General features: G+C 53.8%; 16 protein-coding genes, 1 tRNA gene and 1 pseudogene. 10 read left to right on the forward strand and 8 right to left on the reverse strand.

Annotated features, from left to right (window positions below):
* The first annotated feature begins 82 nt into the window (after positions 1 to 82).
* Entirely contained in the window at positions 83 to 2200 is a 2118-nt protein-coding gene (locus tag ACESTR_RS02405; protein WP_373178756.1) for a Tex family protein, read from the forward strand.
* 365 nt (positions 2201 to 2565) lie between these two features.
* Here ACESTR_RS02405 and ACESTR_RS02410 read toward each other — a convergent pair.
* A tRNA-Cys gene (locus ACESTR_RS02410) sits at positions 2566 to 2636 on the reverse strand.
* A 223-nt stretch (positions 2637 to 2859) separates the two neighbouring features.
* Between ACESTR_RS02410 and dprA the strand changes: the two genes are divergently transcribed.
* The 7 genes from dprA (at position 2860) to ACESTR_RS02445 (ending at position 8440) form a co-directional block, all read left to right on the forward strand.
* Positions 2860 to 3963 (forward strand): DNA-processing protein DprA, encoded by a 1104-nt coding sequence (dprA, locus tag ACESTR_RS02415; protein WP_195559100.1) that lies wholly within the window; start codon positions 2860 to 2862, stop codon positions 3961 to 3963.
* Complete coding sequence (locus ACESTR_RS02420; protein ID WP_278714421.1) at positions 3960 to 4748, forward strand: TatD family hydrolase; 789 nt, start codon at positions 3960 to 3962, stop codon at positions 4746 to 4748. The genes dprA and ACESTR_RS02420 overlap by 4 nt, the downstream gene beginning before the upstream one ends.
* 18 nt (positions 4749 to 4766) lie before the next feature.
* Positions 4767 to 5795, forward strand: coding sequence for an asparaginase (locus tag ACESTR_RS02425; protein WP_278433465.1), 1029 nt, complete (start codon positions 4767 to 4769; stop codon positions 5793 to 5795).
* 362 nt (positions 5796 to 6157) lie between these two features.
* Positions 6158 to 6895 (forward strand): MotA/TolQ/ExbB proton channel family protein, encoded by a 738-nt coding sequence (locus ACESTR_RS02430; protein WP_227042266.1) that lies wholly within the window; start codon positions 6158 to 6160, stop codon positions 6893 to 6895.
* Between the two features lie 31 nt (positions 6896 to 6926).
* Positions 6927 to 7346: a hypothetical protein gene (locus ACESTR_RS02435; RefSeq protein WP_009596184.1), complete on the forward strand. Its 420-nt coding sequence runs from the start codon at positions 6927 to 6929 to the stop codon at positions 7344 to 7346.
* 14 nt (positions 7347 to 7360) lie between these two features.
* Positions 7361 to 7966 (forward strand): ExbD/TolR family protein, encoded by a 606-nt coding sequence (locus ACESTR_RS02440; RefSeq protein WP_014775365.1) that lies wholly within the window; start codon positions 7361 to 7363, stop codon positions 7964 to 7966.
* 3 nt (positions 7967 to 7969) lie between these two features.
* Complete coding sequence (locus ACESTR_RS02445; protein ID WP_014775364.1) at positions 7970 to 8440, forward strand: ExbD/TolR family protein; 471 nt, start codon at positions 7970 to 7972, stop codon at positions 8438 to 8440.
* A gap of 111 nt (positions 8441 to 8551) precedes the next feature.
* On the opposite strand, the gene ACESTR_RS02450 is transcribed toward ACESTR_RS02445, so the two are convergent.
* The 6 genes and pseudogenes from ACESTR_RS02450 to ACESTR_RS02475 form a co-directional block, all read right to left on the reverse strand.
* Positions 8552 to 9151: a ribonuclease HII gene (locus ACESTR_RS02450; protein ID WP_279063207.1), complete on the reverse strand. Its 600-nt coding sequence runs from the start codon at positions 9149 to 9151 to the stop codon at positions 8552 to 8554.
* Between the two features lie 714 nt (positions 9152 to 9865).
* The gene (locus ACESTR_RS02455) at positions 9866 to 11188 is read right to left on the reverse strand and encodes a sigma-54-dependent transcriptional regulator (protein ID WP_005775887.1); all 1323 of its coding nucleotides are present in this window, start codon (positions 11186 to 11188) and stop codon (positions 9866 to 9868) included.
* Positions 11181 to 12542, reverse strand: a pseudogene (locus ACESTR_RS02460) (hybrid sensor histidine kinase/response regulator); the annotation flags it as partial. The pseudogene ACESTR_RS02460 and the gene ACESTR_RS02455, both read right to left, overlap by 8 nt.
* On the reverse strand, positions 12543 to 13418 hold the full coding sequence (locus ACESTR_RS02465) for a radical SAM mobile pair protein B (RefSeq protein ID WP_004329298.1): 876 nt from the start codon (positions 13416 to 13418) through the stop codon (positions 12543 to 12545). It abuts the pseudogene before it with no gap.
* Entirely contained in the window at positions 13415 to 14083 is a 669-nt protein-coding gene (locus ACESTR_RS02470; protein ID WP_004329299.1) for a radical SAM mobile pair protein A, read from the reverse strand. Before ACESTR_RS02470 ends, ACESTR_RS02465 begins: the two co-directional genes overlap by 4 nt.
* A complete protein-coding gene (locus tag ACESTR_RS02475; protein WP_004329300.1) occupies positions 14080 to 14856 on the reverse strand; it encodes an MBL fold metallo-hydrolase in 777 nt (258 codons plus the stop codon). The genes ACESTR_RS02470 and ACESTR_RS02475 overlap by 4 nt, the downstream gene beginning before the upstream one ends.
* A 130-nt stretch (positions 14857 to 14986) precedes the next feature.
* On the opposite strand from ACESTR_RS02475, the gene ACESTR_RS02480 reads away from it, so the two are divergent.
* Positions 14987 to 15886 carry a helix-turn-helix domain-containing protein gene (locus tag ACESTR_RS02480; RefSeq protein WP_004329302.1) on the forward strand — a complete coding sequence of 300 codons (900 nt, stop codon included), beginning with the start codon at positions 14987 to 14989 and terminating at the stop codon, positions 15884 to 15886.
* A 47-nt stretch (positions 15887 to 15933) separates the two neighbouring features.
* Here the strand turns inward: ACESTR_RS02480 and ACESTR_RS02485 are convergent, their stop codons facing one another.
* The gene (locus tag ACESTR_RS02485; protein WP_004329303.1) at positions 15934 to 16083 is read right to left on the reverse strand and encodes a hypothetical protein; all 150 of its coding nucleotides are present in this window, start codon (positions 16081 to 16083) and stop codon (positions 15934 to 15936) included.
* Between the two features lie 62 nt (positions 16084 to 16145).
* On the opposite strand from ACESTR_RS02485, the gene ACESTR_RS02490 reads away from it, so the two are divergent.
* Positions 16146 to 16805: a helix-turn-helix domain-containing protein gene (locus ACESTR_RS02490; protein WP_004329304.1), complete on the forward strand. Its 660-nt coding sequence runs from the start codon at positions 16146 to 16148 to the stop codon at positions 16803 to 16805.
* Positions 16806 to 16823: the final 18 nt, after the last annotated feature.

Consider the following 16823-nt stretch of genomic DNA (forward strand, 5'->3'; position numbering starts at 1 on the left):
GGCGAAAAAGCGAATCCGGCGGCGATTCCGGCTTCCGAAATCGCGACAATTTCCTATCTTTGCCGATCGACACACACCGACAATGACCGAACAAATCATAGCACAAAGACTCGGAATCGCCCTCCGGCAGGTGCAGGGCACGGTACGCCTGCTGCGCGACGGCGCGACGATCCCCTTTATCAGCCGCTACCGCAAGGAGGCGACCGGTTCGCTCGACGAACTGCAGGTCGGGGCCGTCAAGGAGCAGCTGGACAAACTCACCGAACTCGAAGCCCGCAAACAGACCGTCCTCTCGACGATCGGGGAGCAGGGCAAACTGACCGACGAACTTCGCAAACGCATCGAAGCGTGCTGGGAGGCCGTGGAGCTGGAGGATATTTACCTGCCTTACAAGCCCAAGCGGCGGACACGGGCGACCGTGGCGCGCGAACGCGGGCTGGAGCCGCTGGCAAACAGCATCATGGCGCAAAATTCGCACGACATCGCACGGCAGGCGCAGCGTTTCGTCACGGCCGACGTACCGACTCCGGAGGAGGCGATAGCCGGGGCGTGCGACATCATCGCCGAGCGGGTGTCGGAGGACGAGCGCGCCCGCAACAGCGTGCGCCGCACGGCGGCCCGCGAAGGCGCAGTTCACTCCCGGCTCGTGAAAGGCAAGGAGCAGGAAGGCGTCAAATATTCGGACTACTTCGATGCGGCGTCGCCGCTGCGTACCGTTTCGTCGCACCGTTTTCTGGCCATGCGGCGCGGCATGGACGAAGGGGTCCTGAAGATCTCGGTGGAGATGGACGCCGACCGCATTACGGAAGGGCTTTGCCGCCAGTTCGTACGCCACGGCTCGGCGACGCGCGAATGGATGGAAGCCGCCGTCGCGGACTCGTTCAAACGTCTGATACGGCCCTCGATCGAGACCGAACTGCTGGCGGCGGCCAAGGAGAAGGCCGACGACGAAGCGATCCGGGTATTCGCCGAAAACCTGCGGCAGCTGCTGCTCTCGGCGCCGCTCGGACAGAAGCGCATCATCGCCGTCGACCCCGGATTCCGCACGGGCTGCAAAGTCGTGGCGCTCGATTCGCAGGGCAACCTGCTGCACAACACCACCGTCTATCCCCATCCGCCGCAGAACCGTTACGCCGAAGCCGCCGAAACGCTGCGGTCGCTGGCGGCCCGGTACAAGGCCGAAGCCTTCGCCATAGGCGACGGCACGGCAGGGCGCGAGACCGAACAGCTGGTCCGCGGACTGGGGCTGGAGGGCGTCGGGGTGTTCATGGTGAGCGAGGACGGCGCATCGGTCTACTCGGCGTCGGCCGCGGCCCGCGAAGAGTTCCCCGATCACGACGTGACCGTTCGCGGCGCAGTCAGCATCGGCCGCAGGCTGATGGACCCGCTGTCGGAGCTGGTGAAGATCGACCCAAAGTCGATCGGCGTGGGACAATACCAGCACAGCGTCGATCAGTCCAAGCTCAGGGCCAGACTGGTCACGGTGGTCGAGAGCTGCGTGAACAAGGTCGGCGTGAACATCAACACCGCATCGAAGCATATTCTGACCTACATATCCGGTCTGGGGCTTGCGCTGGCCGAAAACATCGTCGCATACCGCGCCGCGAACGGCGATTTCAAAGACCGGAAAAGCCTGCTGAAAGTGCCGCGTCTGGGCGCCAAAGCCTACGAGCAGGCGGCGGGATTCCTGCGCGTGGTGGGCGGCAGGAATCCGCTCGACAACAGCGCCGTGCACCCGGAGTCGTATCATATCGTGGAGCGGATGGCCGCCGACGCGGGCGTGACGGTCGAGCAACTGCTGGCAGACACGGAGCTGCGCAAGGCCATAAAACCCGAAAGATATGTGGACGCCGAGGTGGGGCTGCCGACCGTGACGGACATTCTCGAAGCGCTCGACAAGCGGGGTCTCGACCCGCGCGAACAGCTGCAGGCATTCTCGTTCGATCCCGACGTGCACTCGGTCGCCGACCTGCGCGAAGGCATGACGCTGCCCGGCATCGTCACCAACATCACGGCCTTCGGCGCGTTCGTCGATATCGGCATCAAGCAGGACGGGCTGGTGCATATCTCGCAGCTGGCCGACCGCTACGTCGCATCGCCGGCCGATGTCGTCCATTTGGGACAGCACATCGAAGTCCGCGTGACGGGCATCGACACGGTCCGCAACCGCATTGCACTGTCGATGCGCAAGAACGGCTGATAAAATCGGCGTCCGGGTAATTCCGAACGCCGATTTTCACATAGCATCCCGTTCACTACTCAGGCGACACGAAAGACCAATGCGCGTGCATGATTTCCCAACGCCCGGATGAATTCCGCCGATAAACCAACTTTATTGCGCCAAATGGTTAAAATGCATATAAATGAATTAAATTATACAAAATCAGAACTAGCCCAAAATTAGAATTGAATGAATCAGATTGCGATAGTTATTTATACATGAATGCATCTCCGCGACGGTCTCAATTAAGACTCGGATAATGCGAATGTCAGAAGATGTATGACAAATGTATGACAAGCTAAAAATAAAACGCCGTTGTAGATTACTACAACGGCGTTTTAGTGAGGTCTGAAGCGGATTCGAACCGCTGTACAAGGTTTTGCAGACCTTTGCCTAGCCACTCGGCCATCAGACCATTTTTCGTTTCCGATCCGTCTTTCGCAGACCGTTGTACGGGCAGCGGCCGCTGATTTCATTCAGCCCCCGGCTTCACCGTCTCAGGTGTTTTCCGGGTTACGCTCAGGCGTATCGGAGTGCAAATATACAAACATTTCTAAAATCTGCAAAACTTCGGCTCAACTTTGCGTTATTTCCCAAAAATATTTACTTTTACGACACGTTAAACGACTTTTGCGGCTATGACAATCGAGGATATCGCCCTTCAGATGACACCGGGTATCGGGGTGAAGGGCGCCGTGCATCTGCTCGGAGTGTTCGGGAGCGCACGAGACATTTTCGCCGCGGCTCCGGACGAACTGGCGGGCGAAGCGGGCCTGCGCGAAGAGATAGCCCGCGAAATCGTCCGCCGCAGAGGATTCGCCGCCGCGGAAAAGGAGCTGGAGCATTGTCGCCGCAACGGAATCGCGGCCATCGCCTCGACCGATCCGGAATACCCGCCGCTCCTGCGGGAAATCCCCGACTATCCCCATGTCCTATACATAAAAGGTGATACGGAAGCCCTTTCGGCACGCTGTCTGTCGATGGTCGGCACGCGCAATGCGACGCCCTACGGACAGACCATGTGCAACCGGCTCGTGGAGGGACTCGCGGCGCAGGTGCCGGGACTCTGCATCGTCAGCGGACTGGCTTTCGGGATCGACGTCGCGGCACACCGCGCGGCATTGGCGGCGGGAGTGCCGACCGTCGCCGTGCTGGCCAACCCGCTGCCGGAAGTGACGCCAGCACAGCATACGGCCGTAGCCCGCGACATCCTCGATCACGGCGGGGCGCTGGTCACGGAGCTTCACTCGCAGACCCGGCAGAACGGCACGGCTTATATCGCCCGCAACCGCATCATCGCCGGGCTTAGCGCCGGATGTATCGTCGTCGAATCGCCTGACAGCGGCGGATCGCTCGTCACGGCGCACTGCGCCGACGATTACGACCGTTCGGTGATGGCCGTACCGGGCCGCGCCACGGACCGCATGTCGGCAGGGACCAACCACCTGATCCGCAACCGTAAAGCGCAGCTGGTGCTGACGGCCGACGACATTGTCCGCGAATTGATGTGGGACCTCGGCGCGGAACCGGCGACGCTCCGGCCGAAACCCGCCACACCGCAGCTCACGCCCGACGAAACGGGACTGCTGGGTTGTTTCCGCACGGACGATCCGCTGTCGCACGAAACGCTTTCGGAACTGAGCGGACTCGATCCCGGCGAGCTGGCGACGCTGCTCGTGGGGCTGGAACTGGCGGGCGCCGTACGCCAGCTGCCCGGCAACAGATACATGAAACTGATATGAGACTTACCGATACACATTCGCATCTGTACGCCCCCGAATTCGACGCGGACCGCGAGGAGGCCCTCGCACGTGCGGCCGACGCCGGGGTGGAGAGACTGCTGCTCCCAGCGATCGACTCCGAAAGCCATGAACGGTTGTTCGGGTTGTGCCGCAGCCATCCGGAGCGGTGCGCCCCGATGATGGGCCTGCACCCCACGTCGGTGAACGACAATCCACGCTGGCGCGAGGAGCTGGCGCTCGTAGAGCGTTATCTCGAAACGCCGTCCGCAGGGATCCGCTTCTGCGCCGTGGGCGAAATCGGGCTGGACCTCTACTGGAGCCGTGATTTCAGGGCCGAACAGCTCGAAGCCTTCCGCCGCCAGATCGACCTGTCGCTGGAGTACGGTCTTCCGATCGCGGTCCACACGCGCGACGCATGGCCCGAAACCGTGGAGCTGATGCGCGAATACAAGGGCAGAGGCGTCCGGGGCGTTTTCCACGCCTTTTCGGACACGGCCGACACCTACCGGAAACTGAAGGAGTACGGCGACTTCGTCTTCGGAATCGGCGGGGTGGTGACGTTCAAAAAGAGCAAGCTGGCCGAGGCGGTGCGGGAGATGGAGCTGCGCGACATCGTCCTCGAAACCGACTGCCCCTACCTGACGCCCGCACCCCACCGCGGCGAACGCAACGAATCGGCCTACGTGCGGTACGTCTGCGAAAAAGTCGCGGAGCTGAAGGGGCTGACGCCCGGCGAGACGGCCGAAGCGACGACGGCCAATGCCGAACGCATTTTCGGAAAATAAAGAATACGACCATACACGATGAAATCCTCTATCCTGATTATCTACACGGGCGGCACGATCGGCATGAAGAACGACGCCGAAACCGGAGCCTTGGTGCCGTTCGACTTCAGCGCCATATACGACGAATTCCCGTCGCTCAAGCGGCTCAACGTGGACATCGACGTACTGACGATGAACCCCGTGATCGACTCGTCGAACGTCACGCCCGCCAACTGGGCCGCACTTGCCGAACTGATCCGCGACAACTACGCGCGCTACGACGGATTCGTCGTGCTGCACGGCACCGACACCATGTCGTATACCGCGTCGGCCATGAGTTTCATGCTCGAAAACCTCGCAAAGCCGGTCGTCTTCACCGGAAGCCAGATTCCGATCGGCGTACTGCGGACCGACGGCCGCGAGAACCTCATCACGGCCATCGAAATCGCGGGCGCGCACATCGGCGGACGCCCCGAAGTGCCCGAAGTGTCGCTCTATTTCCAGAACCGGCTGTTCCGCGCCAACCGCACCACCAAGCGCAGCGCCGAAGCGCTGAGCGCCTTCCGCTCCTACAATTATCCGCCGCTGGCGGAGGTCGGGGTCAATATCGCCTACAACCTCCCGGCCATCCTGCATCCGACGGAGGTTTCGCCCCAGCTGCGCATCGCCACGCGGCTGGCCGACGGAATCGAGGTGGTCAAACTCTTTCCGGGACTGGGCGAAAACATCCTCCGGGCCATGCTCTCGGCGCCCGGACTGAGAGCCGTGGTGCTCGAAACCTTCGGCGCGGGCAACGCCCCGACCAACGAGTGGTTCATCCGCGTACTGAAGGAGGCGATCGGCCGCGGGATCATCATTCTCAACATCACGCAGTGCGGCGGCGGCAAAGTCTCGATGGAACTTTACGAAACGGGGCTTCGCCTGCAGGAAATCGGCGTCCTGTGCGGCCACGACATGACCACCGAAGCCGCCGTGACCAAACTGATGTACGTGCTGGGACTCGACCTGCCGGACGACCGGACGCGCGCGCTGCTGCGCCGCCCCCTGCGGGGAGAATTTACGGCCTAAGCCATTGCACGGAACGATTTTTTTTTCTATATTTCGCACTGCTAATGTATCCTTAGAAGGCCCCCGGTGACGGCGGACGGAAAGATGCGAACATCGCAACAAGTTGATCGGCAGGAAATTGCATGAGTTCAGAATGAAAGATTCGGGATTCGGCTGCCTGCGTGAAACCGGTACGGAAAATATGCGGACAGCGACCAAAAAACGCCGGATAAATTCCGGAAGCGTGAAAAAAAAGATTTTTTTAGGATTTTTTTAGGGAAAAATAAGAAATTGAAGAAGTCGGGAAACCGAGATATGGAATAAACCAAAAAAGACACAAACAAATAAACAACTAATCAAATTTAATTTTATCCAACACAACTATGAAAAAACTTTTTTTGATTCTGTCAGTGGCCCTGTTCGCACTGGGTACTGTTAACGCTTTCGCGCAGGAAGCCGCTGCCGCTGCCGAAACCGCACTCGCAGGTGACAGCATGCACCACATCATGATGCAGAAATTCCTCGAAGGCGGTTGGGAATGGATGCTCCCGGTTCTTCTCTGCTTGGTGATCGGTCTGGCTGTCGCTATCGAGCGTATCCTCTACCTGTCGCTGGCAACGATCAACTCGAAGAAGCTCATCGCTGCCGTTGAGGACGCACTGAAGAACGGCGGCATCGAAGCTGCCAAAGAAGTTTGCCGCAACACCCGCGGTCCTATCGCTTCGATCTACTATCAGGGTCTCGACCGCTACGATCAGGGTCTGGATTCGGTCGAGAAGGCTGTCGTTTCCTACGGTTCGGTTCAGACCGGCCAGATGGAGTCGGGTCTTTCGTGGATCGGTCTGTTCATCGCTCTGTCGCCGATGTTGGGCTTCATGGGTACCGTTGTCGGCATGATCGCGGCGTTCGACGCCATTCAGGCTGCCGGCGATATCAGCCCGACCCTCGTTGCAGGCGGTATCAAGGTCGCCCTTCTGACCACCCTCATGGGTCTTATCGCTGCGGTTATTCTTCAGCTGTTCTACAACTATATCGTTTCGAAGATCGATTCGCTCGTGAACGATATGGAGGATTCGTCCATCACGCTGATGGATATCCTGACGGCATACAGCAAGAAATAATCCCAACGATTTAAAGAGTTAAAAAGCAATTATGAAAAAGATATTGAACATATTGCTGGGCATTCTGATGGCGATCACCGTGGTACTTCTGGTATACGCGATCGCTACGGGCGGCTCGGATGCTGCGATCAGCCTGAACCTCGTATGGGGATACTTCCTCTTCGTGTTCGCTGTCGCCGCAGCCCTGTTCTGCGCCATCTTCGGAATGATTCAGAACCCGGCAGGCATCAAGGGAACCATCCTCTCTCTGGCGCTGATAATCATCGTCGTCGGCGTGTCGTACTTCTACGCTGCCGGCCACACGGTGAACATCGTCGATCTCCAGACCAATGGTTTCTTCGGCCACGGTGAAACCGTAATTACCGAAACGAGCATTCTCGTGACGTACGTTGCTTTCGTCGCCGCTTTCCTGACGGCCGTAGTAACCGAAATCTGGGGCGCTTTCAAATAATGGAGTGAACAACAATGGCAACAGATAAAAGGAAAATACAGGAAATCAATGCCGGCTCGATGGCCGACATCGCCTTCCTGCTGCTGATTTTCTTCCTTGTGGCCACTACGATGAATGTCGATACAGGTCTGGTGCGTATGCTCCCGCCTATGCCCCCCGATGAGAAACAGCAGGAGGACATCAAGGTCAAGGAACGCAACCTCTTCCTCGTGCTTATTTCGGGCAGCGGCAACATCATGGCAGGCCCCGCGGGCAAGCAGGAGATCATCGACCTGCACCAGCTCAAGGACAGAACGAAGGAATTCATCCTCAATCCGATGGATGATGAAAACCTTCCTGAAAAAGCCGATAAGGAAATCGAATTGGCTGACGGCAGCAAGTGGGTATATCCCGAAAGTCAGGGCGTCGTTTCGCTTCAGACCACCCGTGATACCGGCTATCAGTCGTACATCATGGTGCAGAACGAACTCACCCGCGCATTCAACGAAGTACGCGACGAGGTCGCCATGCGGAAATTCGGCTCGAAATTCGCCGACCTTCCCGAAGAGAACCGCAACGCAGTATCAAAAGCCGTTCCGCTGAAGATCTCGGAGGCAGAACCGCGTAATATAAAGAAGTAAGCTATGGCAGTAATGAAAAAGAAGGGCAACAAAGGTTTGCCCCCTATCTCGACCGCATCGCTTCCTGACGTGATCTTCATGATCCTCTTCTTCTTTATGGTATCGACGACCATGCGCGATCAGGAACTGCTCGTGAGATACAAACTCCCTGAGGCTACCGAGGTGCAGAAGCTGGAGAAGAAATCGCTCGTCAGCTACATCCACATCGGACAGCCTTCGCTGGCGATGCAGGCCAAATTCGGCACTGCACCCCGTATCCAGCTGAACGACTCGTACAAAACGACCAAGGATATTCTGGATTTCGTCGCCGCAGAGCGCGATAACCTCAGCGAGGCCGACCGTGCTTCGATGACGATCTGTCTCAAGGCAGACCAGACCACGAAAATGGGTATCGTAACCGACGTGAAGCAGGAGCTTCGCCGTGCCAACGCACTGAAAGTCTCCTACGCCGCTTCCAAGTCGCTGGGATACTAAAATCCGAGGAAAATTGTTTGAAAAAGAGCTGAAGTCAAGACTTCAGCTCTTTTTGTTTTGCCGTATGAAGAGGGATTTCGGCGTTTCGAATACGAATGATACGCCGCCGGATCAGAACGCCAATTCCAGCTGGCCGATTTCGTGGTTGAAGGTCAGCCGGTGGTGTGGAGTGAGACCGTACTCGCGGATTGCAAGACGGTGTTCGCGCGTCGGATAACCTTTGTTCTTCCGCCAGCCGTACTGGGGAAACTCCTCGGCCAGACGCAGCATATACTCGTCGCGGTGCGTTTTGGCCAGCACCGAAGCGGCGGCGATGTCGGCATACTTGCCGTCGCCTTTGACGATGCAGCGGTAAGGCAGTTCGAGCCGGGTCCGGAAGCGGTTGCCGTCGATGGCCAGAAAGCCGGGAGCGGGATCGAGCCGCGCCGCGGCCAGCGACATTCCCTCGAACGACGCATTCAGGATGTTGATCTCGTCGATCCGCTCGGCGGAGACCGCTTCGACGGCCCATGCCACGGCTTCGCGTTCGATAACCGCCCGAAGCTTCTCGCGGTTGCGCTCGGTCATCTGCTTCGAATCGTTGAGCAGGGGATCGTGGAAATCGGGCGGCAGCATCACGGCCGCGGCAAAAACCGGCCCGGCGAGACACCCCCGCCCGGCCTCGTCGCATCCCGCTTCGGGAAGATCGTATTGAAAGCAATTTTCAAGCATAGCCAAAAACATTAAATCATCGGCACCCGACACAAATCAAGGAAAACCGGCAACAAACTATTACACGCCCGCCGCCGGAAGCTGCTGCGGCAAAAATTGCACAGACGAATCCTGCGACCGGAAAAGCAAATCCCGAAACAGGCCCGGAAAGCTGGTCCGAAAAGCGAGTCGGAACCCAATTCCGGACAGAACCGCCGGAATGCAACCGGCATCTCCGGAGACGTCGATCCGCCCAGCGGCCGCCCCACCAATTCCGCCCAGCGGCCGAGCAACTGAACAGCCGAGCAGCCGAGCAACCGAACAACCGAACAGCCGGACAGCCGGACAGCCGAAACATGCCGTGTTGCTCCTGCGAACGGGCCGCAACCATACGCAAGACTGGAAAAGAAACACCCTCCGCAGGATTCCGGCTACAACAAAGTTAGCAATTATTTAGTCCCGTACAGCTTTTTTCCGTAATTCTGGAAGATTTTTATAACCACTTTATTAGCAAGCAGTTCTGAGGATAAGGTAAAAATGAGGTAATGATTTGGCAACCCTGTCTATTTCTACGTTCTGCTGTGAGTTGCTGTCAATGTCTCTCGTCTTGGTACAAAAGTAGCAATAAAAATCGGATACACATCAAAATGTCCCATGATTTTTATCACAGGACGTTTTTTATCTTCGCTGAATAATCCGGTTTAACCGTTACTTCTATTTTCGGCAAGTTGCGGGCTATGATTGCTGAAATTTATACTTTAATCCATACTCTTCCAACTTGCTATACAGCGTTGTACGTCCGATTCCGAGCAATTCGGCGGCAACCTTGCGGTTTCCGTTTGCCTGCTTCAACGCGCGTAAGATGCGTTCCTTGTCCTCCGCATCGTTTCGCAAGGCGAAGCTGACAGGTGAGGTCGGTTTCGTTACGGCAAGTTCCAGATGCTCTTTCATGACAACTCCCGTCTGTGCCTGCAACACCGCGCCCATTATCTTCTGCCGAAGCTCACGGACATTACCCGGCCACGGATGGGTCAGCAATGTCTTACGGGCTTCCGCATCGAACCCAGTCACGCTACATTCCAATTCATTGTTGGCAATCTCACGGAAGAACTCCGCCAACGGCATGATGTCCTCCTGACAGTCACGCAAGGGCGGAACAGTTATCTCGAAGTCGTGCAAACGGTACAGCAAATCCTGTCGGAAACGTTTTTCAATGACCGCTTTCTCCAGATCCTCGTTGGTGGCGGCGATGATGCGGACATTGAAGCTCTTGTCCGTCTTGTCACCTATAGGGCGGTATCTCCGTTCCTGTATGGCACGGAGTAACATCTGCTGGGTTTCCAATGCGAGATTGCCTACCTCATCCAAGAACAATGTGCCACCCTCTGCCTCATTGAAGTATCCTTTCTTTGTGCTGTCCGCACCCGTAAACGCGCCTTTGACATGTCCGAAGAATGCCGAGGGCGCAAGGTCTTTGGAGAGTGAACCGCAGTCCACAGGCACAAACGGTTTCCCTGCCCTTTTGCTCTTATCATGCAGATGGTGGGCGATATGCTCCTTGCCCGTGCCGTTCTCTCCGAATATCAGCACGCTCATATCAGTAGGGGCAACTAATCTTATCTGTTGCATGATTTTCTGAAAGGCGGAACTGTCACGGGCAAAAACGGGCATACGATTTCGTCCGATACTCCGTTCTTTCAGGATGGTATGAAGCAGAGGCATAAGTTTATCCTCCACAAGCTGCTTGGGGATATAGTCCAGCGAGCCGAGTTTCATACTTTCGACTGCCGTATGCACTTCGGCATAGTTGGTCATGATGATTAACGGTTGTGTCATGCCTTCCTTGCGCATCCATCGTAATAGGTCGATGCCGTCACCGTCGGGTAGTCGTAGGTCAGAAACCACGATGTCCCCGTCTGAGGCTTGTTGCAGAAGTTTCTTCGCGGTCGAGAGGTGGTAAGCCTGCACGGTACGGAATCCTTCCCGTGCCAGCAGGTTGCAGACAAACTCGCAATACACGATATTGTCCTCCACCACGATGATTCTTGTTTTATCCATTTTCGTATTTTTCCTTTCTTCTTTTGCCTGCCGGATAATTTCAGCACCTTTATCCAGCACAGCCGGTCACCGCTTTGCATATCGCTTCGTCATCTGGAGTGGCACTTCCATGAAGTTGGGCGTAAAGTTCCCTCAATGGCTGGTCGGCACGGAGAATCTGCCATGAACTTCGCAGATGGTGTGTAAGTGTGTCCAGTTCTTGGAGGTCTTTACGCTGTTCTGCATCCTTGACCGCCTGCATTTCCTTTTCGGTTTCCGCTATCAGTTTGTCCAGCATGACGGATTCATTGCCATAAGATAGCTGAGTGGAAAAATCCGGCTTTTCATCCAATATGCTGCTTAATGCGCATTTATCCGTAATCTCCATCAGTTCGGATATGGAGAACGGCTTGAACAGGCATCCGGCAAATCCACGCCCTATAAGTTCCTCCTTGCTGCAACTGCCCGAAGCGGTTGTCACGACTATGGGAATACTCTTCGAGTTGCCTACATTGGATGAGCGCAACAGTTCCAGCAGTTCAAAACCGCTTATCTCAGGCATATTCAGATCCGTCAGAAGCAGGCTGTATTCCTTTTTTCGTATCAGCTCCATCAGTACCGAAACATTGGTACAGGTATCGCAGTGCATCCCTTCATGGGCATACATTTCTTTCAACATAAGGAGAAGTACCTCGTCATTGTCGATGGCAATCACATCATGGCAGATATGATTATGGCGCATTTGCGCTTGAATTGTCTGTTCCGGCAGTTCCTCGGCTGTCTGCATGGGAATTTCCACCGTGAAGCGGCTCCCTTTGCCTTTCTCGCTTTCCAAGCGTATAGTTCCACCGAGCATCGCCACAATACGCTGCACGATGGACAATCCTAATCCGAAGCCGTCTTTTGCGGCGGCATTTGAAAGACGTTCAAATGCACCGAATACTCGTTGTTGCTCATCTTCGGTCATGCCCGTACCGGTATCTTCAACGATAAGTTTCAGCAAACCGTTATCATAATCCGCTGCCAATGATACACTACCGTTATCCGTGAACTTGATGGCGTTTGACAACAAGTTGTTGCCGATTTGCAGGATACGTTCCTTGTCGGTCAAAACCACCGCATCGGTGTGGCTCTCCACTATCAAAGTCAGACCCTTGTTCATGGCAATGGGCATGAACTCCGTTTCAAGAATATGCGTGATTGCGGAAATCCTGCAAGGGGAAAGGTTGGGTTGCTCCTTGCCGTTGTCCAGACGGAAGAAATCCAGCAGCGTGTTGAGCATCTCCCGCATACGCTCGGAAGATTGCCGGATATTATCCACATACATGGTGCTTTTATCCGCGCTACAACTTTTCTGCATCAGTCCGGCATAGCCTCATTTTGTCAATCGTATTTTTTCGTGGTAGAAGTAGTTTACGATGACAGGTTTGCCTTTTTCCGAGCGTCCGTATGGCAGATCGTTTATACGATACGGGAAGCCCTGCTCCTTGGCGTAATTTGAAATGTCCTGCTCCAATGCCTGCCAGTATTCAAGCCTTTTTTTATTGTAAATTTCCTCGTAAAGCGGTATGAGGTCAGGATACTTCTCACGGATATACGTCATTATCCCGCCTTTGAACTGCCCGCGTAAATTCAGGTTTTCAAGCCAGATTAAATCAGCATAATCTTTTACCTCCTCTATTATTGCCTTCACGTCTGTTATTCTGGGGAATATGGGCGAGACGAAGCATACGGTGCGGATACCTGCCTCGTATGTCTGACGCATCGCTTTCAGACGGCGTTCAATGCTTACGGCGTTGTCCATATCTGCGCAGAACTGCTCGTCGAGCGTATTGACAGACCATGACACAGTCACTTTGGGAAAACTCTTCAACAGGTCGAGATCGCGAAGGACAAGATCGGACTTTGTGCATATCATAATCTCGGCATCGCTTCCTCGCAGCTCTTCGAGCAGCCTTCGGGTACGGTGGAATTCTTCTTCATACGGATTGTAACCGTCCGTCACAGACCCTATTACAACACGTTCACCGTCGTATTTATGAGGATTCGTTATCGGCTTCCAGTTTTTTACATCTAAAAACGTACCCCACGGCTCGGTGTGCCCGGTGAACCGTTTCATGAACGATGCGTAGCAATACCTGCAGGCGTGGGGACACCCTACATAAGGGTTGACCGAATATCCTCCCACCGGCAGAGAGGATTTGGTCATTACACTCTTTACATCTATTTCCTTTATTGTATCCATATTCATTGTATTCGTCTGGTAAATTGTTCCGGCAATTCCTGAATCATTCTTTCGTCGCCCATAATCGGCAGCAAATCCTCTTTCATGAACACCGGTATGCCATGAGCCTTTGCCTGTTCTGCAATGCTAAGCACCCATTCGGGGCGCGAATATGACTTTCCTTTTCGGTTTCCGGTCTCTGTGCCTATGACAATCCAGTCAATTCCCTCGAAATCAATCTCGCCGATATCATCGAAGAGAGGTTCAAACGTGACATGGTAGTGTCGTGCTTTGATATTCTTTTTCAAATCATCAATCCTCCTTTTCTCGGAACTGCGCGTGACGGTCACGCCCATCCATACGTTCTCGTCGTCAGAGGAGAAACTGATTTTGTCAGGGCGCTTCGTCAGAAAGATATAGGCGTGCTGGGGATTGCTGCTGATCCGCTCGAAAATTTCTGCGTTCCATTCAGGCTTCCAATCGGAGAAATCGCTCATTCCTGTCATGAGCCACACATGAGGACGGGACGTATCGATGATGCGCAGTTTTCGTTCCATGTATTCAGGCACGGAAAAGTCGTCGGTAATGTGGAAACGGCGGCAGTTGTTACGGGCATAGCAGTAAGGGCATCCTATAGTGCACCCTACCACTATGTTCATGTTTTTTATCAGGGATTTAATGCAGACACTCATAACACAACTGTTTCTCCGTCCTCCGGGATAATCAGCCGGCTCATGTCGGCTTCGTGATGCGTTGCCTCATTGCGCAGAATTGCACGGGTGGTCTGGCAATGGTCGATGGCATCCATGTGTACGGCTATCAGCTTGATATGCGAAGGCAATTCGTCAAGTATCTGCATCACTTCGTTCTCGTCGGGGATGATAGGACCGTCCGTTTTGGAAAATTCGGGAAAGATTGCACCTCCGGAGTTTACCACGATATAGTCAGGATTGAACCGTTCCACGGTGTCTCGGATACATGCTTCCCATCGGCAGTCACCCATTATATAAACGGTCGGGAAGCCCTCGGCTTTTAGCACATAACCTGATACAGGTCCCATCATCTGCCCGATCTGCCCGAAACCATGATGTCCGGTCGTGCGGTAAATGGATATGCCGTCTATTGTTTTTATTTCTTCGATGGGTATCACATTTGTAAATCCGTCGTTTCTGATGGCGTCCGCGTCCTGGGGCTGAACGTAGAAAGGAATTTCTTTGGGCAAATGTGTGGGGACACTCGGCTCGTAATGGTCGATGTGATTGTGGGTCAGGAGCACCATGTCCACGCCTCCGATAATATCCTGAATAGGAATGGTGAGGTGTACCCTCGGTGTTTTATTCACACCGAGGGCCGATATCAAAGTGCCTTTGTCGGCTAAAACGGGGTCAATTAGCATGGTGTGTCCCGCATACCTGATTTTCAAGGTGGCATTGCGCACCAATTGTACTGTGGATGTCTTTTTCATGACTATATGTCTTGTTATTGATTACGGGTGCAAAGTTCGGAAGAATCCGGCGAAACATCTATGCCTGAAAAAACGGTAATTATGCCATTTTGATAAATGAAATTATTATCTTTGCAAAAACGACAAGGATATGGACGAGATAATCAACCCTGATCGACTGGTCAGCGTACCGTTCAACAAGACACGCTGCGGCGTGGATTTTTACATCAATACTGCCATAAACAAGGACATCGGACTTGTGCTGACAGAAAACAAGCGGTTTAAGACAGACTTCTTCAGCTTCTACTTTTTCCGTAAGGCAAACGGATATTTGCTACTGAACTTCCGCAAGATTGAACTGCGCGACGGCATGGTTCTCCTGCTTTCACCCCATCAGCAACAAGAGTGGCATGTAGATGAGACGGCGTTGGATTACACGTTCCTTATATTCCGCGAAGATTTCATGCGTACTTTTATCGCCGACAAGTTCTTCGTTTTTCGCCTTTTGTATTGTTACCAGACAGATACGCCGCCTTACATCAATGCCACACATGACGAAATGAAGGAATATATGCGGCTGCTCGGAAAGATTAAGTATGAGCTGATGAATCCAGTGTCCGATACGTACAATATCATTGTTTCCTTACTATATTATCTTTTGCTGATTATCAATCGTACATACGCTGCCGCCTATTGCTTGCCCGCTGAAATTGCTAAAAACAATTTCGCTTTTCGGTTCAAGGACTTGTTGGAACAGAATATCCGCACCCACCAGCGGGTGCAGGAATATGCAGACATGCTTCATGTCAGTCGCATCACACTCAATAACTCAGTAAAAGCCCAATTCGGAGTATCAGCTACCCATTTGATAAAACAACGTCTGCTTGAGGAACTGAAGAACGAATTGCTATTCTCCAACCGCACTGTCAGTGAAATGGCGGATGATTTCAATTTCTCTGATCCGAGCCATCTCATGCGCTTCTTCAAACAGCAAACAGGCAAAACATTTACTCAGTACATGACGGATTACAATAAAGGCATATACGAATAACTTCTTAATATAGTCGATAGCGGCTATCGAAATATGGTTGTTGATGTTCAGGCGTTTTTGTACTGCATGAACCATTTTACGATTTCTGGATCTTCGTGCGAGCCGAGTAAGAAAGGCTTGTCGGTATCCAGCGTCTTTATCCGTGCCATGTCGTCGGCCGACAGGGTGAAGTCTAATATGTCGAGATTCTGCTTCATGCGTTCCGGTTTCACAGACTTAGGAATAATTATGCACACTGATATTTATCGCGCCCGGACAGGTGTTCGGTGCGGAAGATGACGGCATGCAGTTCCAACCAGATGGCTACCTGCTTATGTTCCATCCCGACCTGCTGCGGAATACACCTCTCGGGCGGATAATGCGTGAATATTCGTTCTTTTCCTACGAGACAAACGAGGCATTGCACCTTAGTGTGGAAGAACGGCAAATCATCATGGATTGCTTCCACAAGATTCAATATGAATTGAACCATCCGATACACCGTCACAGCAAGAACCTCATCACAGACAGCATCAAGACGTTCCTTGATTACTGCACACGTTTCTATGACCGCCAGTTCATCACACGCGACAACCAAAACCGAGACATCCTCGCAAGATTTGAGCGGTTGCTTGACGAATACTTCCATGATGGGGCTGCTAAACGGATAGGCTTGCCCACTGTACAGTATTGTGCAGACAAGCTCTGCCTCTCGCCCAACTATTTCAGTGATTTATTGAAAAAAGAAACAGGTTCAACCGCCCTGCATTTCATTCATGACAAGTCTATTGAAATAGCCAAGACGGAACTTGCATCTACAGACGACACCGTTAATGAAATCGCCTATAATCTCGGTTTTCAGTACCCGCAACATTTTACCCGACTGTTCAAGAAAGAGGTAGGTTACACTCCGAATGAATATAGAGCGCAAGTGTCGTGAGAATTGGATTAGTACAGA

Origin of the sequence: Alistipes sp. DJF_B185, assembly GCF_964250025.1 — a bacterium.
In the GTDB taxonomy this organism is placed as follows: Bacteria; Bacteroidota; Bacteroidia; order Bacteroidales; family Rikenellaceae; genus Alistipes; species Alistipes finegoldii.